Raw genomic sequence first — 23417 nt, 5'->3', positions numbered from 1 at the left:
ATTATATTCTCCCTTCAAAAGAAGAGTGCCACAGTAAAGAAAAAGACCACCGATTGATTGTTATCAAAAGGAGGTCTTGTAATAAGAAAGGACTATTCATTCGAATAGTCCTTTTAAAATTATTATCGTGTTAAATTCTCTACGTATAATCTTAAAAGCACCCCGTGAATGACTATTCACGACAGTCCCTAGCTTGTTCAACTAGGACCCAACAACTAGTTATTCAGGTAACCAATTATTTCGGCAAATGTTCCTTTCACTTAGTTTCAATACCACCTAAATGGTTCTACTAAGCTACTTTTAACATTTGCGCCTCTTCCTTAGATAAATTATTAAATTACATATATAGTAACGCTAATTGAGAAAAATGCAACAAAAAATATATAGATATCTAATTTTGGTTTTGATTACGAGCAATTTCTTCTCGTTTTCGTTGGTTTTCTGCCTTTAATTCTTCGGTTCTCTGACGGATGACCTCGTTTTCAGCTTGTAGGTCACTAATCATTCGTTGATACATTTCATTGTTTCTCTTTGCTTCTTCATTTGCTCTTTTTCGTTCATCGCGATCGAAAAATAAGCTAATCAGCCAAATGATGAATAGGGCACCGTAGACGATAACGTAACCAAATCCTAGGAAAAGACCCATTGCTAGCAAAGCGACAATTATATAACCCATAACCAAAACTCCTTAATATGTATTGTTAGTAAGTAATTATACACTTAGTATAATTACTTACTAATTTTTTTACTTGTGACGAGGGTATTGATGTTCAATTTCGTAAACGACTTCTGGATCGTCACCTGTACGGAAGTCTTGATTTAAGTCATCGATTAATTTCATTTCGTGATCTGATAATTCAAAATCATATAAGTCAGCATTTTCGGCAACTCTTTGTGGAGTGCTGGACTTAGGAATGATGGTTACACCATTTTGTAGATGCCATCTTAAAATGATTTGAGCAGTAGACTTACCATGAGCCTTGGCAATTTCTTGGATGGTGTCATCGTTTAGAGTAGCACCACGACCCATTGGACTCCATGCTTGGGTAACGATTCCTTCGTCTTCGTTAGCCTTTAGCATTGATTTTTGACTTAGGTAAGGGTGCACTTCGATTTGGTTTACGACAGGCATTTCATTTGCCTTAGTCTTTAGTAAATCTAAGTGAGTTTGGTGATAGTTACTTACACCAATTGACTTAACCTTACCAGCCTTCTTAGCGTCTTCAAATGCACGCCAAGTTTCAAAGAAGTGTGAACGAACTGGCCAGTGAACTAGTAATAAGTCGATGTAGTCAGTTTGTAACTTTGCAAGTGATTCATCAATCGCGTCTAAAGTTGATTGGTAACCTTGCTTTGGTTCTGGGATTTTAGTGGTAATGAATATTTCATTTCTGTTAATTTGTAGCTTTTTGATTGAATTACCTAGTAGTTCTTCATTATTATAGAATTGTGCGGTGTCGAATAATCTATATCCAGCTTCATATGCAGATTTAATTGCTGCATCCATACTATCTTGATCCGCTAATTTATAGGTTCCAAATCCTTCTACAGGCATTTGGTTACCGTCTCTTAGCTTTATGGTATCTTTAATTGAGTTAGGCATAATAAAATGGCCTCCTTTGATTATTTAAGTACCATGATTAATGATAGTCCTTAAAAACAATATAAATCAAATTTTTTACACGTTAGGGGTGTTTTTTTGCAATCACGAATAGACAGTCAAAAGGGACTGACTACCAAACAAGCCAAACGTCTATATGAGCAAGGCTTACATAACACTAAACGGAAGGGTTTCACCAAGACCATTCCACAAATTTTACAGGGAAATGCTTTCACATTATTTAACTTTATCAATATCGTTTTGGCGGCAATGGTTTTTTACACTGGTGACTACAAAAACCTATTGTTTTTAGTGATTGCGATTTCTAACACCGTTATCGGTAGTATCCAAGAAATTAGATCTAAACGTCAACTCGATAAAATGGCAATCTTATCACAAGGATTGATTAGGGTCGTGCGTGACGGCCAAATCAAAAAAGTCGAAGATGACCACATTGTCTTAGGGGATGTCTTGTTAATCGGCCATGGGGACCAAATTCCAATCGATGGGAGAGTCCTAACCTCAGATTCACTTCAAGTCGATGAATCTCAAATCACCGGTGAAACTAATTCAATCGAAAAAAATCACGGTGACTCCGTTACATCTGGTAGTGTCGTTTTAAGTGGTAGTGCCAGAATTGTGGCAACCGAAGTTGGCGAAGATACGTTCATTAATAGGATGGAATTCGAAGTTAGTCGTACTAAGAAGGATTCCGACAGCAAGATGCTAAAGACCATCAACAAAATCATTAAGTGGCTAACATTTGTGATTGTTCCATTGGGTGCATTGCTGTTGTACACCAAGATTATGCGCGGGGATAACATCGATCAAGCAATGTTAGGAACCGTTGCTGCGATGATTGGAATGATTCCAGAAGGATTGGTTCTACTATCGTCTGTAACTCTTGCAGTATCTGCTGCAAAGCTGGCTCGTCACAAGGTTTTAGTGCGTGAACTACCTGCGATTGAAACGTTGGCACGAGTTGATACCATTTGTTTGGACAAGACAGGGACGATTACATCTGGAAAGCTAAAATTCGAGGATGTATTACCTTACAATCATCATTCCAAGGATGAGTTAAAGCACATTTTGGGTAGTTTGGTATACGCGTTTGAAGACGATAACGAAACATCTGCAGCAATCAAACAGGCTATTAAAAATCCAAATGTCGAGATTGTAAAGAGCTTCCCATTTTCATCTGATAAGAAGTGGAGTGGGGTGGACACCACCGAAGGAAACTTTATCATGGGTGCGCCTCAGTTCATCATTGAAAACATGAGTAAAGAAGTGTCTGACGCAATTAGTGGATACGCGAACCAAGGTTATCGGGTCTTGGCATTGCTACAAAGTCACAAGGATCTAACCGAAGACTTAGATGATGCTGAGCTACTTGGTTTAATCCTAATCAGTGATGAAATTAGACCAGACGCTAAGAGTACTCTTCAATACTTCGTCGACCAAGGTGTCGATTTGAAGGTAATTTCTGGGGATGATCCTAAGACTGTTAGTGCAATTGCTAAACGAGTGGGTCTAAAGGACAGCGACAAGATTGTCGACATGACAGAAGTGCCATTTGATGCCGATTACCAAGAATTGGTAAAGAATAACGCAGTCTTTGGTCGTGTGACACCTCAACAAAAGAAACGTCTAATTCGTTCATATCAATTGAATGGTAATACAGTTGCGATGACTGGAGACGGTGTGAATGATATGTTGGCGATGAAACAAGCCAACTGTGGAATCGCGATGGCGTCCGGTAGTGAAAGTACTAAGGAAATTGCTGACTTCGTTTTAATTAATTCGAACTTTTCAGCGATGATCGATGTGTTGGCTGAAGGACGTCGTGTTATCAATAATATTGGTAGTGTGGCTTCGCTATACTTGATTAAGACAATGTTCTCGTTATCACTTACCATCTTGTTTATGTTTAGCATTCACAGCTACCCATTTCAACCAATTCAACTAACACCAATCAATACCTTTATGGTAGGCTTGCCATCGTTCCTATTGGCCTTGGCACCAAATTATCAACGAGTTACTAATCAGTTTAGTGCCAAAATTTACAACATTGCGTTGCCTGCAGCGATGACGATTGTTGGATACGTCGTATTGATAATCTATATCGGTAAGGCGTTCCACTTTGGTTACGTTCAAAGATCGACAATCAGTGTCTTGGTTACCGGATTTATTTACTGGATTGCGTTATTCAAGGCTTCACGTCCGCTAAGCAAGGTGAAGTTATCCATTATCGTTCCATCGATTGTTATATTTGCGGCTATCTTTTTATTCTTCCCATCAGTATTTTCACTGGTAGATGTATTCAAGATGCCAATCTTTATTCCAGCATCACTTGTCGTAGTGACTGCTGTACCTGTGTTTATCGTGATGTCATCAGTTGTCCGTCGAATTTTGATAAAGATTAATCCTGAAAAATTTGATGACTCCATTTAAGCTAGTATATAAAACTACTTGATATGATATAATAATGATATTGAGGTGATCTAATGAACAGCAAATATACCAAGTGGCAGGACCAAATGAAAGAAGTTACTTTGCCAAAATGGGAAGAACTTCCTAAGTTTGATTTATACATGGATCAGCTAGTGGCCGTTGTCAACGAGGCGATTGGACCACTAGGGATGGATACGGTAACTAAGTCCATGGTTAATAATTACGTAAAAAACAAGGCGACATTTGCGCCAGTTAAAAAGAAATATCAAACTGTCCACGTGGCAGACATTATAATTATCAGTTTATTAAAACCAGTTTTTTCAATTAAGGACATCAGACGCGGAATTGACGAAATTACCAAACAACAATTTCCTAAACAAGCATATGATGAATTCATTGAAATGTTGGTTCAAAAGCTACACCATATCGCAGACGGCAAGTCAGTAGCTAACAACGATTCAGAAATTGAACAACTACTAAGTTCAATCGCTGACACCATTGTTAACAGATTGATTGCTAACGAAATCTTTGAAGATATGATTTATGAATAATAAAAAAGCATCCTACGTTGGTAGGGTGCTTTTTTGTTTGGGGTTATTTTGAAACGACAAAGAAAAAACGATTTTAAAGAAAAGTGAATTCAAATAATATAAAATAAACTATAAATAAACGGTGGGGTGGATATTATGGAAACAATCGATAAATTAAAACAATACGTTGAACAGGAACTCGGTAACGACACTACCGGTCATGACTACACGCATATTCAACGTGTTGTGGCATTGGCTAAGACAATCGGAGAACAAACCAAAGACGCTGATTTATTGATTGTTTTAACCGCAGCATATTTACACGATGTTATCGACGATAAGTTGGTAGACAATACATATGACAAACAAAAAGAGGTGCAATCCAAGTTAGCAAAACTGGATTACACCTCAAGTCAAATTGTTGAAGTGATGGATATCATTACGCACATGTCTTACAGTGCGAACCTAAAGCATCACTATGAATTAACGATTAATGGGCAAATCGTCCAAGATGCCGATCGACTAGATGCGATTGGCGCCATTGGCGTTGCTCGAGCTATGTATTTCGGCGGTCACTTTGGCGATACCATTTATGACCCCGAACAAATGCCTCGCAATGATATGGACAAAAGTCAATATCGTGAGCATACAACGGTCATTAATCATTTTTATGAAAAGTTATTCAAATTACCTGATTTAATGAATACGCCGGTGGCCAAGAAGATGGCGGACAGACGTAGTCAATATATGCACGATTTTGTGAGGGAATTTAAGAATGAATGGCAAGGCATTCATTAATAGATACGTAATTACTTTACGATATCAACGAAGTGACCGTGAACTAAATTAACTAAATCAGTTGCGTCTAGTTCAACGGAGCGACCAACTTGTCCTGATGATACCAGGATTTGGCCCTGGCGTTTAGCTTCGTTATCAATATAAATAGGGTAGTGGAATTTTTCGTAGATTCCAACTGGTGTATTAGCACCGTGAACATACCCAGTGGTCTTTAATAGGTCCTTTAATGGAACCATGTTGACCTTCTTGTTGCCAGATTCTTTGGCAAGTCTCTTTTCGTCTAAATGTTGATCCAAGGGCACCACGCCAACAACTGGACCAGTTTCCTTACCTTCAAGCACTAATGTCTTGTAGATACGATGTTGATCCATGTCTTCTTCGACTTCTAGTTGAGCGACGTTATTTTCGTCGTGTGTTGCGAATTGGTGTTGGATATAAGAAATGTTGTGTTTATCAAGAATTTGTTCGACTAAAGTCTTATGAACTTTATTTTTCTTCTTTTTTCCCATTTCAAAATCACCTCGATAATTATTTTAGCATAGAATTGACAACCGATTCACGTTAATGTAGTATATACCGAAAATGGTATATATAAAAACAGGTATATAAGAAATGAGGACAAATAAATGAATTGGTTATTAATTTTAGTTACTTTTTTAGGGGTGAATCTAGACTTCTTCTTCATTCTACTTCTTTTGTTGAAGAAACATAAACTAGGATCTGTAATGATGGGGTACCTAATCGGATTATGGATATTACTAATTCTAAGTTTTAGTGTCGGCCAAATCCTAGACCGTTTTCTACCAGAATGGGTATTAGGTTTAATGGGAATTCTACCTATCTACATGGCACTAAAAGATGAAGACGAAGATGCCAAAGAGGTGAACCACAAGTCACCTGTAGTGATTACACTAATTACCTACTTATCTGTATGTGCGGGATGCAACCTGGCGTTATTCTTACCAGTACTATCTACAATTAGCGCAATTCAAATTGTCGAAGTAATTGCAGTCTTGACGATTTTATCCATCTTAATCATTTTGATTATTAAGTGGATTGGTAACATTAAAGTGGTTAATGACTTGATGGAAAAATACGGTGAGATTTTGACCAAGGTGGTCTACATCGGTGTCGGAATCTATGTATTATTCGACAGTGGATTAATCGCCCACGTGATTTCTTGGTTCTAGGGGATGTTTAAATGCAGGACAAAATGAAAATCATTGAGGAAGTCGCAGCCATCTATAAGGTGTTAAGTAATGAACGTCGAATTTTAATCATTACTTCCTTAATGGATGCGGACGAATCACTAAGTGTAAATCAAATTTGTGAAGCGACTAAATTGGATCAACCGGTGGTTTCAAAACAACTTGGTATCCTATATAAGTATCAAATTGTATGTAAGGAAAAAGTCGGTATCAGCGTATTATACGGTGTCGACGATCCACACGTTGTAGAGATGATTTCGGATATGATTCAACACGTCAAACATGAGATGGTGGGTAAACCTCATCCGAAGAATTTATTTTAATTGCAAAGTTGTCTCGATAAATCTGTTATACTGATTTTTAGAAAATTAATCGCAAGGAGTAGAAAATGGCTGATTTAGTTTACAGGAGAGTGTCATCCGACTTGAAGCAAAAGATAGTCGATAACAAATTTCCTAATAAGCGCTTGCCCGACGAGCGAACATTAAGTGAGACATACCACGTAAGCCGCAGTTCAGTGAAACGGGCGTTGAAAGTGTTAGCTGATGACGGCATTATTTTCAAAAAACGTGGTTCTGGAACTTTTATTAATCCATTATTTATGAAGAATAAAACAATTTTTCATTACGAAGGTTCTAACCTAGGGATTACTGACAGTATGAAGAGCCAGGGGAAAGTTCCAAAGATTAAGTTATTGAGTTTCAAGGTTGTACCTGCCAGCAAAGAAATTCAACAAGACTTATTCTTAGCCGAAGGGGATTTCGTGTACGAAATTCAACGACTTCGTTTGTTTGATGACAAACCGTTCATGATAGAAACAGGATATATTCCAATTAAGATTGCTCCTGAACTAACACAAGAGATTGTCGAAAAGTCTATCTTTAACTACGTTGAAGACACAATTAACAAGAGTGTCACTCGTTCATTCCTATCAATATTGGCTAGCCCATCGAATGAACAAGATCAAGAATTGCTTGACTTAAAGCCAACCGAACCAGTTGGTGTCATGGAAGGAATTTTCTTCCTAGATGACGGGACTCCATTTGAGGTCTCAAACATGCGTCTGCACTACCAATATTTACGTTACAATACTTTTGTTATGGTATAGAAAATTAATAAGAAAAAGTTATGAAAATCATTGGACTATTATGCCAAAATCGTTCATAATAATGACGATGTAATAATGGTTTAATTATGATGAAAAAATTGGACCGTATCAATTTGCAAAAAGGTTGACTTTTTGCAAAAAGTCTTTATTATATTCATTGTAATTAAAATTATCGGGCGTAGTCTGATGATTTTTCCATTATTAATTTCAATAGTTTTTATTTAAAAGGAGTGTTAATTAATGGCTCAAGATTTCGATTCCAAGCAATACTTGGAAGAATTAGATAAATACTGGCGTACTGCTAACTACTTATCAGTAGGTCAACTATATCTAAAAGATAACCCATTATTAAAGAGAGAATTAACATCAAGTGATGTTAAAGTTAAGCCTATCGGTCACTGGGGTACTATCGTATCTCAAAACTTTATTTACGCACATTTAAACCGTGTTATTAACAAGTATGACCTAAACATGTTCTACATTGAAGGTTCAGGTCACGGTGGCCAAGTTATGGTATCTAACTCATACATTGATGGTAGTTACTCAGACATTTACCCAAACATTTCACAAGATGAAAAGGGTATGGCTAAATTATTCAAACAATTCTCATTCCCTGGTGGAGTTGCATCACATGCTGCCCCTGAAACTCCAGGTTCAATTCATGAAGGTGGAGAATTAGGTTACTCACTAGCCCACGGTGTTGGTGCTATCTTTGATAACCCTGATGTAATTGCCGCTGTTGAAATTGGTGATGGTGAATTAGAAACTGGTCCTCTAGCTGCAAGTTGGTTCTCAGACAAGTTTATCAACCCAGTTAAAGATGGTGCCGTTCTACCAATCATTAACTTAAACGGTTTCAAGATTTCTAACCCAACTATCATGTCACGTATGTCAGACCAAGAAATTACTGACTACTTCAAGGGTATGGGCTGGAAAGCTTACTTCGTTGAAAACGAACAAGACTTCGATGATCACATGGCTTACCACGAAAAGATGGCTAAGGTTATGGACGAAGCTGTTCAAGAAATTAAAGACGTACAAAAGAATGCACGTGAAAACCAAACTGCTGACACTGCTACTGAACCAGTATGGCCAGTAATCGTTGTTAGAACTCCAAAGGGTTGGACTGGTCCTAAGTTTGACTTAGACGGTAACCCAATTGAAAACTCATTCCGTGCTCACCAAATCCCAGTTGATGTTTCATCAGACAAGATGGAACACGCTGACTTAATCGTTAACTGGTTGAAGTCATACAAACCAGAAGAACTATTTAACGATGACGGTACTATCAAGGATGACATTAAGGCTCTAGCACCTAAGGGTGACAGAAGAATGTCAGTTAACCCTATTACTAACGGTGGTATCGATCCTAAGCCACTTATCTTACCAGACGTTAAAGAATTTGCTGTTGACGTTAAGACTCCAGGTGAAACTGTAGCCCAAGATATGGCTGTATGGAGTAACTGGTTAGGTGCCGTTATGAAGGCTAACCCAGATAACTTCCGTGCATTTGGTCCTGATGAATCAATGTCAAACCGTCTATTCGGTGTGTTTGCTGAAACTAACCGTCAATGGATGGAAGAAGTTATGGAACCAAATGACCAATACGTATCACCATCAGGTCGTTTAATCGATTCACAACTTTCAGAACACCAAGCTGAAGGTTGGTTAGAAGGTTACGTATTAACTGGTCGTCATGGTTTCTTCGCAACTTACGAATCATTCGGTCGTGTTGTTGACTCAATGTTAACTCAACACTTCAAGTGGTTACGTAAAGCTGCTGACCAACCATGGAGAAAGAAGTACCCATCATTGAACTTTGTTGATACTTCAACTGTATTCCAACAAGATCACAATGGTTACACTCACCAAGATCCAGGTATGTTAACTCACTTAGCTGAAAAGAAACCAGAATTCATTCGTGAATACTTACCAGCTGATGCTAACACATTATTAGCTGTTGGTAACGTTGCTTTCGCCAGCCAAGAAAAGATTAACTTAATCATTACTTCAAAACACCCACGTCCACAATGGTTCTCAATTGAAGAAGCTACTAACCTTGTAAACAATGGTTTAGGTTACATCGACTGGGCTTCAACTGACCAAGGTCAAGAACCTGATGTAGTTATTGCTGCTGCTGGTACTGAACCAACTTGGGAATCACTAGCTGCTATCTCATTACTACACGACGAATTCCCAGAAATGAAGATCAGATTCATCAACGTTGTTGACTTCTTGAAACTACGTTCACCTAAGGTTGACCCTCGTGGTTTAACTGATGAAGAATTTGACCGTCTATTCACTACTGACAAGCCAGTTGTATTCGCATTCCACGGATTCGAAGGCCTTGTTAAGGATGTATTCTTCGATCGTCACAACCACAACGTTCACGTTCACGGTTACCGTGAAAACGGTGATATCACTACACCATTCGACATGCGTGTATTGAACCAACTAGATCGTTTCGACCTAGCTAAGGAAGTTGTTAACGACATTCCAGAATACTCTGTTAAGGGTGCATCATTCGTACAACGTATGAACGACATGGTTGACAAGCACAATGCTTACATCCGTGAAGTTGGTACTGACTTACCAGAAGTTAACGAATGGCAATGGAAACCATTAAAGTAATTAGATAATTTATCTGATTCACTTATGGTCAAACCATAAAGAAAAGAACCGTATCGCAAGATACGGTTCTTTTTGTTTACATAAATTTTTGAAATGAATCGGGTAATGGTGATTCAATCTCAATTTGATCCATATGATATGGTCTAATTAATGTTAACTTCCATGAATGAAGTAACATTTCATCACTATCCGAATTATGGTTATACAAAGGGTCGCCCACAATTGGATGGCTAATGGATGCTAAATGGACCCTCAGTTGATGAGTCCGCCCAGTATGCAGTGATAATTCGACCAGTGAGTGCTCTTTGGTGGTAGATTTAACCAGATAGTCGGTTTTGGCTTGGAGTGGCTTTATCCCATCAATCTTTCTTTTTCGTTTATCATCTGGATCAAAGCCAATTGCTTTATCGATGGTACCTGTTGGCGTATTAAATATGCCATCTGTCCATGCGAGATAGTTTCGATGAATTGTTTTGTCCTTGATTAGACGGACTAAAATAGGGACGACTGCCGGATTTTTTCCAACGATAATGGCACCAGAGGTAAATTGATCCAACCGATGAATCATGAATGCGTGTTGATTGGCGTGATTAAGGTAGGCCTCACAAAAGTTCAATAGGGTGTTGTTTTCGCCTGGTTGATTAGGGTGGGTTTTGAATCCACGGGGCTTGTTGACAACCAACAAATCGTCATCTTCGTACAAGATATCAGGTTTAATCGAATCATCTGGAATCAAGTTTTGCACCGGTAGTGAAAAATCATCTTCAACAAATGTTAGATGGATTTCATCACCGTTTTTAATCGCGAAATTCATGGGCAAATACTTATCATTAACCAAGACGCGTTCATTGGTCCTAAGTGAGAAGATGAGATGCTTAGGGATTAATAATTGCTTTTGTAGGTATTCTCGTAGCGATGTTTCTTCGTTAGCGTTTGAAACGATGAGTTTATATTCCCATTTTTGCATTTTTTCACCTCTTTTAGTCAAATGTGTTACTATATTCAGTCGAGTTGTGATAAGGTGTAAATAGTAATTTTAAACCGGAGGACGTTATGAATAAAAAGATTATCAGCCTTTGGAGTCTCTTATCACTAGTAATGTTTATTATATGTGATTTTTTGATGGGTGGAAATGCCCAAGATCTAATCAAGACAATTATTGTTGCGACGGTATTATATCTACTTCTAATTATAGGTGGCTTACTTAAGTGGCGTCTAGCTTACCACTTCCTATTATTCGTGGTGGGTATCTATACTTTAACAATGATTCGAATTGTATTTATTTTTGCGACCCAAGGTCATAATAGTATTTCGATTCTCGCAGTAGTGTTTGCGGTATTAGGAATCATTGTGAACTTACTATGGTATCGAATTGCTGCTAAACAAATTAAAAATGACTACGTAAGAATCGTGAAAAAGAACGTAAAAAAATAAGATAGGTGTTTTAATAATATGGAAATGGATGCACAAAAATTTATCGATGATGTAACTGCTGAAAGCTTTGAAACCTACTCAGCCGAAGTATCTTTAGCTGATTTGAAGAAGGACACTGCCAAAGCATTTCAACCATTGATGGACTTTATGGAAGAACAAGTAAATAGTGGTCGCCTAGCTTCTGCATTACTACAAGTGAAGGGCGAAGACATTAGTTTTTACCTCCAAAACAACATTGTTAACTTGCCATACAGATATATCAAAAATATCTCAAAGATGATGAGTGACGAAACTAATTGTCCACTAAATGTCTACATGTTCGTAGAATCACCCGATGTTAACCGTTCAATGATGCGTATTGATGAATTATCATCACAAGACGAATTTGCGGTAAACGACGAATTAAGCGCTAAACTGTGTGCATGGGCAAACGACCAACTTGCTGCAATCGAAGAAAATCAAAAGATTGAACAAGAAGCTGCAGAAAAGACAGACAAGAAAAAGGCCACGACTAAGAAGAAAACTACTAAAAAGACCACCAAGAAAAAATAGTCTAATCTAATCAGATGTGTTATACTACTTGTTGCGATGAGTCGAGGAGATCGCGCAACTATGGTTGTATTCACAAGATGTGATTAAGCGATATTTTCGAAGGGGGACACATTATGCGGACGTAATTCGCGTGTCTGATATGTTGGTGATGTGAACACCACTTATCCGTCTACTTAGTAGATGCCAAAAAGAGCGTAACTTCATTTGAAGTTACGCTCTTTTTTATTTGATTAAGTATAGTTGATCTTCAATTAAATCAAATGGTTTGTGGTGACGATTTAAATTCTTAACGTCATCATTTTCGATGAATTCGGCATTGTCCCAGAATTGCTTAGAATCAGTGGCACCGTACTCTTCGCCGATGGTGATTAGTGGAATATTCTTACCTGATTCACGAATTGCTGATAATAGCTTCCAGTCGATATCGACGCCATCAGGTGACCAGCACATGATGATGTAGTCGATTTCGTCCTTGTATTTATTGAATGCATCGATTGCATCTAGTGATTCAACATCAGTTACCAAGTGCTTACCTGTTTCGTTTTCTTTCTTCCATGCTAGATTATCGGTACAGATGACATTTGCACCATTTTCACGTAATCCTTTTGAGATGTATCCATTACCGGCCATCACTTCAAGCGTCTTTTTACCATTTAAGAACTTAGCGATGTCATTGGTAAATGGGGCGGAAATGTATGCCCACATACCATATTGGTCTTCCAAGTAGTCGCGGAATTCACGAAGATCTTGGTCCAATTTTGGTAATTGGTCGACGAATTGATTCCAAACGGCATCACCCTTAGGATCGCCCATTGGGTATTTATCATTTACATAGGCGAAGATGGTGTCTTGAATATCGTCTGGTAATAATAATACCGGTAAATCTTGTGGTAATTGATTTTGTTGCAACAAACGGTCAGCTTCTAAGACGTTGTTGATTAGGTATTTAATATCGGAAAAATCACTGAATAAATCATAATACTTCTTCATTCTTTCAATGTATGAAGGTTTATGAATGATTTTTTTATTTTTTTTCATTTTTTTAAGTAATTTCTTTTTATCCATTGTCTAACTCCCTTGAGTTGGTTAAGTATTATTCTATGGGAAAACTGATATGAATGCAAAAAGCATCACTTTATGTAATATCATATAACATGATGTGACGTAAAAATGGTGAAAATTTAAAATTAAAGACAACTAACCCTGTACTTATTAAAATTTAATGCTATAATATGTTACATGATATGACATTATAAGGAAATGAAGGTAGATATTGATGGATTTAGCAAGTACGGGATTTGTTTTTATTTCAAGTATTTTAGTTCTGTTTATGACACCAGGTCTAGCATTCTTCTACGGGGGCCTAGTTTCAAAGAAAAACGTTGTTAACACTACCATGTCAGTTTTCATTATGACTGGTTTAGCAGTTATTCTTTGGATTGCATTTGGTTACAGCCTATCATTCTCAGGTGATATAGGTGGATTTATCGGTAACCTAGCACATCCATTTATGCATGGAATTAACTTAAACGAGTTAACACCAACTAAGATTCCAGTAAGCATTTACTCAATCTTTGAAATGATGTTCGCTGTTATCACTCCAGCGCTATTCGTTGGTGCGATCGTTGGACGTATTCGTTTCAAGTTCCTATTATGTTTTGTAATCCTATGGTCAATTATCATCTACTACCCAATGGTACATATGGTATGGTCACCAACTGGGTTTTTAGCCAAGCTTGGTACTTTAGACTTTGCTGGTGGAACTGTCGTACATATTAATGCAGGGGTTACTGCGTTGGTATTATCAATTTACCTAGGTAAGAGATTAAACTTCGGTAAGAAAACTAAGCACTACAACCTTTCATGGGTATTGTTAGGTACTACCATTCTTTGGATTGGTTGGTATGGTTTCAACGCCGGATCAGCTCTAGGTGTAAGCAATGTTGCAATGCAAGCTACCATGACATCAACTGTTGCTGCTGCAACTTCAATGATGGTATGGATGCTATTAGACATGCACTTTGTAGGTAAGCCACAATTAGGTGGTATCTGTACTGGTACACTTTGTGGACTTGTTGGTATCACTCCAGCCGCTGGTTTTGTAACCATCGCCGGTGCTTTTGCAATCGGTATTGTTGCTACTCTAGTAAGTTATTTCTATGTAAACGTATTAAAGGCTAAGATTGGTGCCGATGACACACTAGATGCCTTTGGCTGTCATGGTGTTTCAGGAATGGTCGGAAGTATCATGACTGGTCTATTTGCTACTAAGGCAGTAAATAGCTCAGTTGTAGACAACGGTCTATTCTATGGTGGTGGTATGAAGTTATTCATAACTCAAATCATGGCTACTTTAGTAACAGTTATCTTCGTTGCTGTCGCTTGTGCAATTATTATTTCACTACTAAAACTAGTAATGCTAATGCGTGTAACTGAAGAAGAAGAAAGAGCTGGTCTAGATATCGTAGAACACGGTGAAACTGCCGATTATATGGTTTCATACGGTGAAACTGGCAAGGATCACAGTAAAGATATCGAAGTCAATGCTGATGAATTTAAGGGGCAAATTAACCACTTAGATAATCCAAATCTACCAAAAGATTAGCTACCATAAATATTAAATACAAAAAAACTCCAGAAATATTCTGGAGTTTTTTTACATTTTATAGTCATCAAAATTTAAATTAAGTTCTTCTTGGTATGCTTCGGGTTGTTCACCATCTTCTAGGTATTGACGATCCTTGCCATGAAGATATCCGTTGATAAGTTGATATACTTCGTATCTGTCTTCTTGATCCAAAATATGGTTACCAAAGGTTAATTCGTTTTTCTCCATTAAGACGCTACCTAGATTGAAGTGTTCAACAGAAGTTCTTCCTGTCAAATAATCCATGCTGACATTGAAGTACAGTGCCAGTTTTTTGATTTCGACATAAGAAGGTGAACGAATCCCGCGTTCCCAATTACCAATTTGTGATGGGGTATTTTTGTGTTCATCTTCTGGAAATCTTTCGTTTAGATTGTTTGCAAGTTGGTTCATACTGATATGTTGCCCTTTACGAAGAGCTCTTAATCGAATCGGAAACATTTACAACACCTCTATGCATATTATAACCGAAAATGCGTCAAATTGGCGGGGAGTTGCTTTTTATTTATCGAAACTCTATACTCGAATTATTAAATGCTGAATGGAGAGTACTATCTTGAAAAAGAAAACTAAAATCTTATTAGGTATCGTGATTACATTAATCATATTAACGGTAGTTGGTTTTGTGGGAGCGGGAATGTATTTCTATAACGTTGCCGTTGTTCCTTCACACAAGACCTTTTTGAGTAACGACAAAGTTAAGAAAAATTCACCATTATATCCTGGTACTAAGTGGTATTACAACGTCAAAAAGATCCACTGGACTCAAAAGTCTGCGACCGGTAACTTAAAGCTGGTGGCAAACTACATTCCAGCCGACAAGAAGACCAATAAGACAGTTGTGATTGCTCACGGATACATGGGTAATAAAGAAAAGATGGCGCCTTATGCCTATATCTTCCATCAAATGGGTTATAACGTTTTAACCCCGGATGATAGAGGACAAGGACAAAGTGAAGGTAATTACGTTGGTTACGGATGGCCAGATCGTTTAGACTACATTAAATGGATGAAGAAAGTCATCAAGTACCAAGGTTCAAAGACTGAAATTGTGATGTTTGGTGTAAGCATGGGGGGAGCTACTACCATGATGGTATCCGGTGAAAAGGACGTTCCACATCAAGTAAAAGCGTTCGTTGAAGATTGTGGATACACCAGTGTAGCTGATGAAATCAATTACGAAGCCGGTCAACTTTACCACATGCCAGCATTCCCACGTTGGCCATTGGTACCAATCCTAAGTGGCATTACCCACATTAGAGCTGGATACAGCATGTACGAAGCTTCATCATTAAATCAAGTGAAGAAGAACCATCGTCCAATGCTATTCATCCATGGTGCCAACGATAAGTTCGTGCCAACTCGAATGGTTTATCCACTATACAGGGCAAGCAAGGGACCAAAACAATTACTAATTGTGAAAAATGCGGCCCATGCGGCTTCTTATCAAACTAATCCAAAGTTGTATGTTGATACAATTAGGGGATTCTTGAACAAATATTTTAAATAAAATGAAGGGCGTTAGATGTTTAATCTAGCGCCTTTTTCATAATTTTAAAAACTTTCAGTGTATCAAATAGGGGGTTAAATGTTATTATAGATAGTGTGTAATAACACCATCAAACAATACGTTTAATAATCGTTAAAAAAAATAAATAAAAAAATCAGAAAGGAGGACGCTTTTTGATTGAACTAGCCGCATTAGTATTTTTAATTGCTGGTGCTTTATTAGGTTTTTGGGTTAGTGATATGCGCATCAAGGGTCAAGTTGATGCTGCCAAAAGTAAGGCAGCTCAACATCTACAAAGAAGCGCTGATGAAACAGCAATAAAGGCTAAACAAATTATCGCTGATGATAAAGAAGACATTTTGCAATACCAAAAGATTGCCGATGATGAAATCGAATCTCAAAAAGAAGAGAACGTCACCCGCGAAAACCGTTTGAACCAACACGAAAAGTACTTGGAACAAATGAAGAACCGCCTAACTAAATATACTAATGATTTAAATGAACGCAGCGATGAACAAGCTAAGGTCCAAGATGATATCGATGATGTCATGCATCAAGCTGAAGACATTTGGCAACAACGTGAATTAACATTACAATCAATCAGTCACATTGATAAGAATTATGCTCGTCATGCTGTGTTGAATCATACCGAAAACGCTCTTCGTCGTGAAAAAGACATTGAAGTTAAGTACAACTTATCAGAAAGCAAGGTTGCTGCTAACAAGATTGCTAATGACTTAGTAATCGAAGCCATTCAAAGAGGACCTAGGGATGAACCTAGAAGCCACATTGAAAGAAACATTTCCTTGCCAAGTAGCGACATCAAATCCAAGTTAATTGGTAAAGACGAACAACACATTCGCTTGCTTCAAACGCTAACTGGAACTGATTTAATCTTTGATGAAGACTATCCATTACTACTTCACATTGTTACTCACGATCCAATTAGAAGAGAAATTGCTCGTACAACTATTGAAAGCCTAATTATTTCTAGACACTTTACCAACAGCAACATCGAGTATCTGGTTAATACCACTACTCAAAAGGTCAATGCTGGACTACGTGAAACTGGTGAAACAGTGGTTCACTCACTACACGTTGGTCGTGTTCATCCTGACTTGATGAAGATTATTGGTAAATTGAAGTTCAGAACTAGTTACGGTCAAAACGTTTTGTACCACTCAATTGAAACTGCTCAATTAACCGGTGCATTGGCTGCAGAATTAGGTTTGAATACCCAATTAGCCAAGCGCGCTGGATTACTTCACGATATTGGTAAGGCCATTGATCACGAAGTTGGTGGAACCCACGTTGAACTAGGGGTTAAACTAACCGAAGCCTTTGGTGAAAACGAAGTCGTTGTTAACTCAATTGCTTCTCACCACGGCGACGTTGAACCAACCGACCCAATTGCTATTCTAGTCGCCACTGCCGACGCCATTTCCGGTGCTCGTCCAGGTGCTAGAAGTGAATCGATTGAAGAATACGTTAGTCGTTTACGCAACCTTGAAAACATTGCTAACCAACACAAGGGTGTTCGTGATAGCTATGCAATCCAAGCTGGTCGTGAAATCAGAATTATCGTCAATCCTGAAATGTTAAATGATGATAACAGTAAGTTATTAACTAAGCACGTTAAGGATCAAATTCAAGATGAATTGACCTATCCGGGTAAGATTAAGGTTACTACCATTCGTGAACTTAAAGCTGTTCAATACGTTGGTAAGAACAAGAAACGCAATCATAATACAGTTAAAGAAGCTTAATGCTATTATTAAAAAAGAGTTCCAAAACATGATGTTTTGGAACTCTTTTTTTATGGTCTGTAGATGACTTTGAAGTTATGATTGTTTTCGGCCTTAATGGTCTTGTGTTCTCTTAAGTAATCAGCGATTAATTGGCTCATCATTCGATCATCAGACTTGATAATTTTGTCTTGAGAAAACATCTGGTAGTTTCCACCACCGACGGCACGATAGATGTTTAAAACAATTTTTAATTCATCATCGTCGTCGATTGGCTTGCCATGATACGTTAGGTCTTCGATGCGATGACCAACGGGCTTAGCGACGTTAATTACGTAGTTAACTCCTTCATACATATCGTAGTTATAATGTTTTAACTTAGGGAAGATGTAATCGTGGTTAACACCAATCTTACCGTTTTGGTAGTCAAAGTACTTTGCACTAGTCTCCATGGCTGCCTTTAATTCAGCACCGGTAATCTTTAGTACGGATAGACTGTTAGGGTAAACGTAGTTAGTGATGATATTTCTCATTGTAATCGGATTTTCAAAACCGTGAGCTTCGTCATTAAATAGGGCGGTCGCTGAAATATCAACACCCATAGTTTGCATTTGAATATTTTGAATAAATTGAATAAAGCTAGTCTTGTGCAAACGGGCTTCAAAGGCATTGTCGAAGTCCATGGAGCCATCAATGTGAGCCATTGGTTCGTCTAGCCATCGATTGATTTGTTCTTGGATATCATCCATTTTATCGGCAATTTCGTGATCAACGGGGTACTTCTTGGTTGGAAGTAGTTCGGCTTCGCTGGATTTTACAAAGTATTTACCCTCGTCATCTTGTTGGACGTCTAATTCAATGTGGCCGATGTATTGGCCACGATGACCGGGTTGAATGATTGGCACACCTAATAGGTGACCGGCGATTTTTCTGTGTTGATGTCCGGTGATGATGGCATCGACATCCTTAACATGAGCCAAGATGTCGTATGTTTCATTTTCACCGTTCAATACTTCGGTAGGCACACCTTCTTCATCACGTTCGATTCCACCGTGATAAACGATGACGTTTAAATCGGTTTTTTTGGCCATTTCAGGGATGTATTTGGCTGCGGTGTCCTTGGCAGAAAGAAAGGTTAGGCCGGCTAAATGAGAGCTTTTTTCCCATTTAGTGGTGCCTTGAGTGGTTAGACCCAAAAATCCAACCTTCACACCATTGATATCTTTAATTTCGTACGGGTTACCAAATGGGTGGTTACCATCTTGATCGATAATGTTCGCGCAAATAAAATGGCGATTACACTCATTTATGGTGTTGTTTAAATATGATAATCCATAATTAAACTCATGATTTCCTAATACTCCAAAATCATAATCGATGGCATTGAAGACATCGTTAATTTGTTTTGGTGCAGATTGCTTTTTGATTTCGGCAATGTAATATGCTAAAGCAGAACCTTGCAAGAAATCACCGTTATCGATGGCTACGACGTTATCTAGTCTATTTTTAAGATCCTTGATTGCAGAAGCACAACGAAGCACTCCGAAGGGTTTATCGTCCTTTAAGTTCACATAGTTGGTGGGAAACAAAAAGCCGTGCGTATCACTTGTTTCTAAAAGGTTTATTTTCATCGTGCCACCCCCGTATAGAATTATTACGATTCTTTCGTTTTGTTTATTGTGTATATTCTATCACTTTTTAAAAAATGAAAAATTAAGATTTGATTAACATTTGCCTTTTCTTAATAAAAATTTAAATTGATTTATCTCATGAATATGTTACTATAATTACAGTTAATTGTATTTACATTTAGTAAGTATTACTAACCTGACCATAATTGTTTTTATAAAAATTAAGCGATTAAGGGGTGATATAAATGTTGAATCTTTACGTCGCACCAAGTAGTGCATCCAGTCGTAAAGCCAGAGCTTGGTTAAAGGCTCATGATATTGCTTTCCGCGAAAGAAATATCAATTCAAACCCATTGAATGCAGACGAAGTAAAACAAATCTTGCGTCTTACTGAAAATGGGAGCGAAGACATTATTTCAACAAGATCCAAAATTTTTAAAAAGCTAAACATCGATTTTGATAGCTTGTCACTATCAGATTTGGTAGATTTAGTTGTCAAGTACCCAGACCTTATCAAACGTCCTATTGTATTTGATGACAAACGCTTGGAAGTTGGGTACAATGAGGAAGAAATTCGTCGTTTCTTACCCCGTTCCATTCGTGAAACTGAACTAAAAGAATTAGAATCACAGTTGGAAGCTTAATATTTTAGAGTGACGGCATTACTTTGTAATGTCGTTTTTTTATTCACTCAAAAGGAGTCACATTATGATAAAAATGATTGCGCTGGATTTAGACAACACACTATTGAACTCAGCTAAAAAAATTAGTGATGAAAATGTTTCAAAATTAAAAAAATTACATAAAGAAGGAATTGCAGTTGTCCTATGTACAGGGCGTCCAATCAATGCGGTTTGGCCATATGTAAAACAACTGGGATTAACCGAAGAAAATGATTACACCATTACCTTTAATGGTGGGATGGTCATCAGAAATCATGATCAACATGTGTTAAATCAAAAGGGGCTAACATTAAAAGATTTTTCATTGATTCATCAATATGCATTGAATCATGATTTACCATTGGATATCTTGGACTTTGAAAAGGTCTATGAATTAACCGACTTGGTGAAATCAACCTATAAGGAAGTCTTGAACTCACCACTTGAATTCGTTCCAACGGGTTTCAAGGAATTAGATGATAAGCCATACAGTAAGGCAATTATGTCAGAACAAATAGCGACCTTGGATAATGCACGTGCTAATTTTCCTTCAGAAATTACTGACCATTATAAAATTGTCCGTTCTCAGCCCAAAATAATGGAATTCTTGCCATTAAACATGAGTAAGGCTTACGGTTTAAATATCTTGTTAAAGCACTTAGACATGGATTTTTCCAACCTGATGGCATTTGGTGATGCGGAAAATGATTACGAAATGATTGAAGCAGCCAAAGTGGGTGTTGCCATGGGCAATGCTTCCGATGAAATTAAGGCAATCGCCACAGACATTACCGTCGACCACGATGATGATGGAGTGGCAGTGTTTTTACACAAATACTTCAAAGACTAAATAAAAAAGGACTTAAACAATTCGTTTAAGTCCTTTTTGTTTACTTGTTGTTTGCGAATAAGTAGTTTAAGTATTCCATAAATGTCTTTAGGTAACGCTTTTCATCTACTTGAATAGCAACACTAGCAGTAGGATTTGGATCGTCTAGGTGAGCAGTATCACCGGTAGTACGACCGTAGTTTAATTCACCAGTGTGAACCAATAGGTCTAAGTCCAATGTTTGAACGAAACTTGGGTCACAAGCAACACCAACGGCCAATGGGTCGTGTAGTGAACAACCACCTAAGTGTGGATACATTTCAGCATAAATATCGATGTAGTAGTCAACGATATCGGCGAACTTTTCACCAGCAACAGTTCCTAAGTCACGCCATTGTTGAGTTTCTTTTTTAGTTAGTAGAGTTCTTAATGTAACGTCTAGACCAACCATAGTATCGTGTAGTGGGCTTCTGAATACTTCGTTGGCTGCAGTAGCATCTTGGTTGATGTTTGCTTCAGCAGCATCAGTAACGTTACCAGGAACTGTTAAAGCTCCACCCATTAGCGTAACATTGCCGATTAATTCGGCAATTGATGGGTCCTTACGTAGTGCTAAGGCTAGGTTGGTAAGTGGACCAGTAGGGATAATTGTTAAATCCTTACCGTACTTGTGAGCAGCTTCGATAATGAAGTCGACACCAGATTGTTCTTCCACTTGGCGGCTACTTGTTGGTAGTTCTACATTACCAACACCGTTTACACCATGAATGTGAGCTGAAACTTCCATTACTTCGAAACTGTCAGTTTCTAGCGAATGTGGTTCACCTTCAAATACTGGTACGTCAGTAGCACCTAATAGGTCTAGAATTTCTAGTGAGTTCTTAGCGGCTTGTTCTACCAATACGTTTCCGTATGAGTTCACAACACCTACTAAATCGGCGTTAGGGGCAGCGACAGCGTAGGCGATAGCCATTGCGTCATCGACACCTGTATCAACGTCTAAAATAATTTTTTGCTTTGCCATAATGAAAAACCCTCCCAATATTAATTCCCCTCACGGATCTTTGTCCGTGAACATTTTTCATTAACTTAATTATATGGGCTTTCAGTCCAAAATAAAAGGGGATACTAAGAAGTTTTTAACTAAATGATATAAAAAGCCGAACAAATTTAACGAAAATGAGAAATTTGTTAATAAAAAACCCCGACCTCTAAACGAAGTCGGGATTGATTGCTAGTTTCTAAATAGGAATTCAGCAATTGTCTTATCCAATGTTGGGTTTTCATGTAACATTGAATGTTCAGCAGAAATTGGATCTCCACGGTATAGGTAGAATTGGTAGCTCTTAACGTAAGGCTTAACTAGTTTACCCATTGGTTTAACGATATCAACGGCTTCTTCACCATCGGTACCTACGTTGTAGATTTCACCAGCGATGTTAAAAATCTTTAGGTTACGTGGTAAGTTCTTAGCACGTTTGTCACCGGCAGGGTAGTCGTTTGCGATACTTACAAACTTGTTAATCTTAGGAGCATTTTTTTGCTTAGGGTTTCTAACCATGTATTCATAAGCAATTTGACCACCCGAAGAGTGTCCTAAGAAGTTAACTGATTTAATGTGATAAGTCTTGTATAAGTAAGTCATCACATTCTTCATTTGTTTAGCTTCCTTGATTGGGTGGGTGTTGTCTTCAAAGATTAATTGAACTAATGGGTTGTCAGCCGAAATCTTCTTGACATATTTCTTCATGGTAGTAACCTTACCTTTGCTAGAAATATGAATACGAAGAGCACGCTTAGCAATGCCATGATCGTTGAATTGATTAATGAAGTCATCGGTTGAAACGGCGTTACCACCATAACCGGGGATGAAGATAGTAGCAGTTCTAGTCTTATCTACCTTCACATCATTTAATACACGACCTCTAAAAATCCATGAGGTAGTGATAAATAGGGCAATTGCTTCAATAATCAAAACAATCCCAATGATAATTTTTCTGCGTTTGCTGTGCATAATTGTTCTTCCTTTGCTAAAGTATAATTATAAGATACATAATATATTAAATAACACCAAAATAAAA

The 23417-nt window shown here is 37.8% G+C and carries 23 protein-coding genes and 1 riboswitch; of the genes, 14 read left to right on the top strand and 9 right to left on the bottom strand.

All coding sequences use genetic code 11. From position 1 onward, the window contains the following. Window positions 1-147 precede the first annotated feature (147 nt). Window positions 148-326, bottom strand: a riboswitch (Lysine riboswitch). 65 nt (window positions 327-391) lie between these two features. Together K5Q07_RS05020 and K5Q07_RS05015 are read right to left on the bottom strand one after the other, a co-directional pair. Next, on the bottom strand, window positions 392-676 hold the full coding sequence (locus K5Q07_RS05020) for a hypothetical protein (protein WP_220729993.1): 285 nt from the start codon (window positions 674-676) through the stop codon (window positions 392-394). A gap of 69 nt (window positions 677-745) precedes the next feature. Beyond that, window positions 746-1603 carry an aldo/keto reductase gene (locus K5Q07_RS05015; protein WP_220729992.1) on the bottom strand — a complete coding sequence of 286 codons (858 nt, stop codon included), beginning with the start codon at window positions 1601-1603 and terminating at the stop codon, window positions 746-748. Window positions 1604-1699: 96 nt separating this feature from the next. On the opposite strand from K5Q07_RS05015, the gene K5Q07_RS05010 reads away from it, so the two are divergent. From K5Q07_RS05010 to K5Q07_RS05000, 3 genes are all read left to right on the top strand, one after another. Then, entirely contained in the window at window positions 1700-4051 is a 2352-nt protein-coding gene (locus K5Q07_RS05010; protein ID WP_220729991.1) for an HAD-IC family P-type ATPase, read from the top strand. Between the two features lie 53 nt (window positions 4052-4104). Beyond that, window positions 4105-4602: a DUF1836 domain-containing protein gene (locus K5Q07_RS05005; RefSeq protein WP_034530989.1), complete on the top strand. Its 498-nt coding sequence runs from the start codon at window positions 4105-4107 to the stop codon at window positions 4600-4602. Between the two features lie 135 nt (window positions 4603-4737). Next, window positions 4738-5379 (top strand): HD domain-containing protein, encoded by a 642-nt coding sequence (locus K5Q07_RS05000; protein WP_220729990.1) that lies wholly within the window; start codon window positions 4738-4740, stop codon window positions 5377-5379. Window positions 5380-5390: 11 nt separating this feature from the next. On the opposite strand, the gene K5Q07_RS04995 is transcribed toward K5Q07_RS05000, so the two are convergent. Then, window positions 5391-5888, bottom strand: a complete 498-nt coding sequence (locus tag K5Q07_RS04995; RefSeq protein WP_054606127.1) for an aminoacyl-tRNA deacylase — start codon at window positions 5886-5888, stop codon at window positions 5391-5393. 117 nt (window positions 5889-6005) lie between these two features. Here K5Q07_RS04995 and K5Q07_RS04990 point away from each other — a divergent pair, with 117 nt between their 5' ends. From K5Q07_RS04990 to K5Q07_RS04975, 4 genes are all read left to right on the top strand, one after another. Continuing rightward, window positions 6006-6569 (top strand): cadmium resistance transporter, encoded by a 564-nt coding sequence (locus K5Q07_RS04990; protein WP_220729989.1) that lies wholly within the window; start codon window positions 6006-6008, stop codon window positions 6567-6569. A gap of 23 nt (window positions 6570-6592) precedes the next feature. Next, window positions 6593-6910, top strand: coding sequence for an ArsR/SmtB family transcription factor (locus K5Q07_RS04985; protein WP_251067641.1), 318 nt, complete (start codon window positions 6593-6595; stop codon window positions 6908-6910). A gap of 65 nt (window positions 6911-6975) precedes the next feature. Further along, window positions 6976-7695 carry a GntR family transcriptional regulator gene (locus K5Q07_RS04980; protein ID WP_220729987.1) on the top strand — a complete coding sequence of 240 codons (720 nt, stop codon included), beginning with the start codon at window positions 6976-6978 and terminating at the stop codon, window positions 7693-7695. 240 nt (window positions 7696-7935) lie between these two features. Further along, window positions 7936-10326 (top strand): phosphoketolase family protein, encoded by a 2391-nt coding sequence (locus K5Q07_RS04975; protein ID WP_054606131.1) that lies wholly within the window; start codon window positions 7936-7938, stop codon window positions 10324-10326. A gap of 76 nt (window positions 10327-10402) precedes the next feature. On the opposite strand, the gene K5Q07_RS04970 is transcribed toward K5Q07_RS04975, so the two are convergent. After that, window positions 10403-11293 carry an RluA family pseudouridine synthase gene (locus K5Q07_RS04970; RefSeq protein WP_220729986.1) on the bottom strand — a complete coding sequence of 297 codons (891 nt, stop codon included), beginning with the start codon at window positions 11291-11293 and terminating at the stop codon, window positions 10403-10405. A gap of 86 nt (window positions 11294-11379) precedes the next feature. Here K5Q07_RS04970 and K5Q07_RS04965 point away from each other — a divergent pair, with 86 nt between their 5' ends. Together K5Q07_RS04965 and K5Q07_RS04960 are read left to right on the top strand one after the other, a co-directional pair. Then, entirely contained in the window at window positions 11380-11760 is a 381-nt protein-coding gene (locus tag K5Q07_RS04965; RefSeq protein ID WP_220729985.1) for a hypothetical protein, read from the top strand. 18 nt (window positions 11761-11778) lie between these two features. Continuing rightward, the gene (locus K5Q07_RS04960; RefSeq protein WP_220729984.1) at window positions 11779-12312 is read left to right on the top strand and encodes a hypothetical protein; all 534 of its coding nucleotides are present in this window, start codon (window positions 11779-11781) and stop codon (window positions 12310-12312) included. A gap of 222 nt (window positions 12313-12534) precedes the next feature. Here K5Q07_RS04960 and K5Q07_RS04955 read toward each other — a convergent pair whose 3' ends face one another. After that, window positions 12535-13350, bottom strand: coding sequence for an SAM-dependent methyltransferase (locus K5Q07_RS04955; RefSeq protein ID WP_373310040.1), 816 nt, complete (start codon window positions 13348-13350; stop codon window positions 12535-12537). Between the two features lie 238 nt (window positions 13351-13588). On the opposite strand from K5Q07_RS04955, the gene K5Q07_RS04950 reads away from it, so the two are divergent. Beyond that, window positions 13589-14917, top strand: coding sequence for an ammonium transporter (locus K5Q07_RS04950; protein WP_220729982.1), 1329 nt, complete (start codon window positions 13589-13591; stop codon window positions 14915-14917). Window positions 14918-14968: 51 nt separating this feature from the next. On the opposite strand, the gene K5Q07_RS04945 is transcribed toward K5Q07_RS04950, so the two are convergent. Then, window positions 14969-15400, bottom strand: coding sequence for a helix-turn-helix domain-containing protein (locus K5Q07_RS04945; protein WP_220729981.1), 432 nt, complete (start codon window positions 15398-15400; stop codon window positions 14969-14971). 115 nt (window positions 15401-15515) lie between these two features. On the opposite strand from K5Q07_RS04945, the gene K5Q07_RS04940 reads away from it, so the two are divergent. Next, complete coding sequence (locus K5Q07_RS04940) at window positions 15516-16469, top strand: alpha/beta hydrolase (protein WP_251067640.1); 954 nt, start codon at window positions 15516-15518, stop codon at window positions 16467-16469. 173 nt (window positions 16470-16642) lie between these two features. Further along, a complete protein-coding gene (gene rny / locus K5Q07_RS04935) occupies window positions 16643-18235 on the top strand; it encodes a ribonuclease Y (protein ID WP_220729979.1) in 1593 nt (530 codons plus the stop codon). Between the two features lie 50 nt (window positions 18236-18285). On the opposite strand, the gene K5Q07_RS04930 is transcribed toward rny, so the two are convergent. Further along, window positions 18286-19845, bottom strand: a complete 1560-nt coding sequence (locus K5Q07_RS04930) for a bifunctional metallophosphatase/5'-nucleotidase (RefSeq protein ID WP_220729978.1) — start codon at window positions 19843-19845, stop codon at window positions 18286-18288. Window positions 19846-20090: 245 nt separating this feature from the next. Here K5Q07_RS04930 and spx point away from each other — a divergent pair, with 245 nt between their 5' ends. Further along, window positions 20091-20489 (top strand): transcriptional regulator Spx, encoded by a 399-nt coding sequence (gene spx / locus K5Q07_RS04925; protein WP_220729977.1) that lies wholly within the window; start codon window positions 20091-20093, stop codon window positions 20487-20489. 64 nt (window positions 20490-20553) lie between these two features. After that, window positions 20554-21357 carry a Cof-type HAD-IIB family hydrolase gene (locus K5Q07_RS04920; RefSeq protein WP_220729976.1) on the top strand — a complete coding sequence of 268 codons (804 nt, stop codon included), beginning with the start codon at window positions 20554-20556 and terminating at the stop codon, window positions 21355-21357. A gap of 40 nt (window positions 21358-21397) precedes the next feature. Here the strand turns inward: K5Q07_RS04920 and K5Q07_RS04915 are convergent, their stop codons facing one another. Both K5Q07_RS04915 and K5Q07_RS04910 read right to left on the bottom strand, forming a co-directional pair. Continuing rightward, on the bottom strand, window positions 21398-22360 hold the full coding sequence (locus K5Q07_RS04915; RefSeq protein WP_054606142.1) for a nucleoside hydrolase: 963 nt from the start codon (window positions 22358-22360) through the stop codon (window positions 21398-21400). 210 nt (window positions 22361-22570) lie between these two features. Then, entirely contained in the window at window positions 22571-23350 is a 780-nt protein-coding gene (locus K5Q07_RS04910) for an alpha/beta hydrolase (protein ID WP_054606143.1), read from the bottom strand. Window positions 23351-23417: the final 67 nt, after the last annotated feature.

Source organism: Apilactobacillus zhangqiuensis (assembly GCF_019656215.1).
Taxonomy (GTDB): domain Bacteria; phylum Bacillota; class Bacilli; order Lactobacillales; family Lactobacillaceae; genus Apilactobacillus; species Apilactobacillus zhangqiuensis.
The sequence above is the reverse complement of the archived record's forward strand: the minus strand, read 5'-3'. Positions and strand labels throughout refer to the sequence as shown.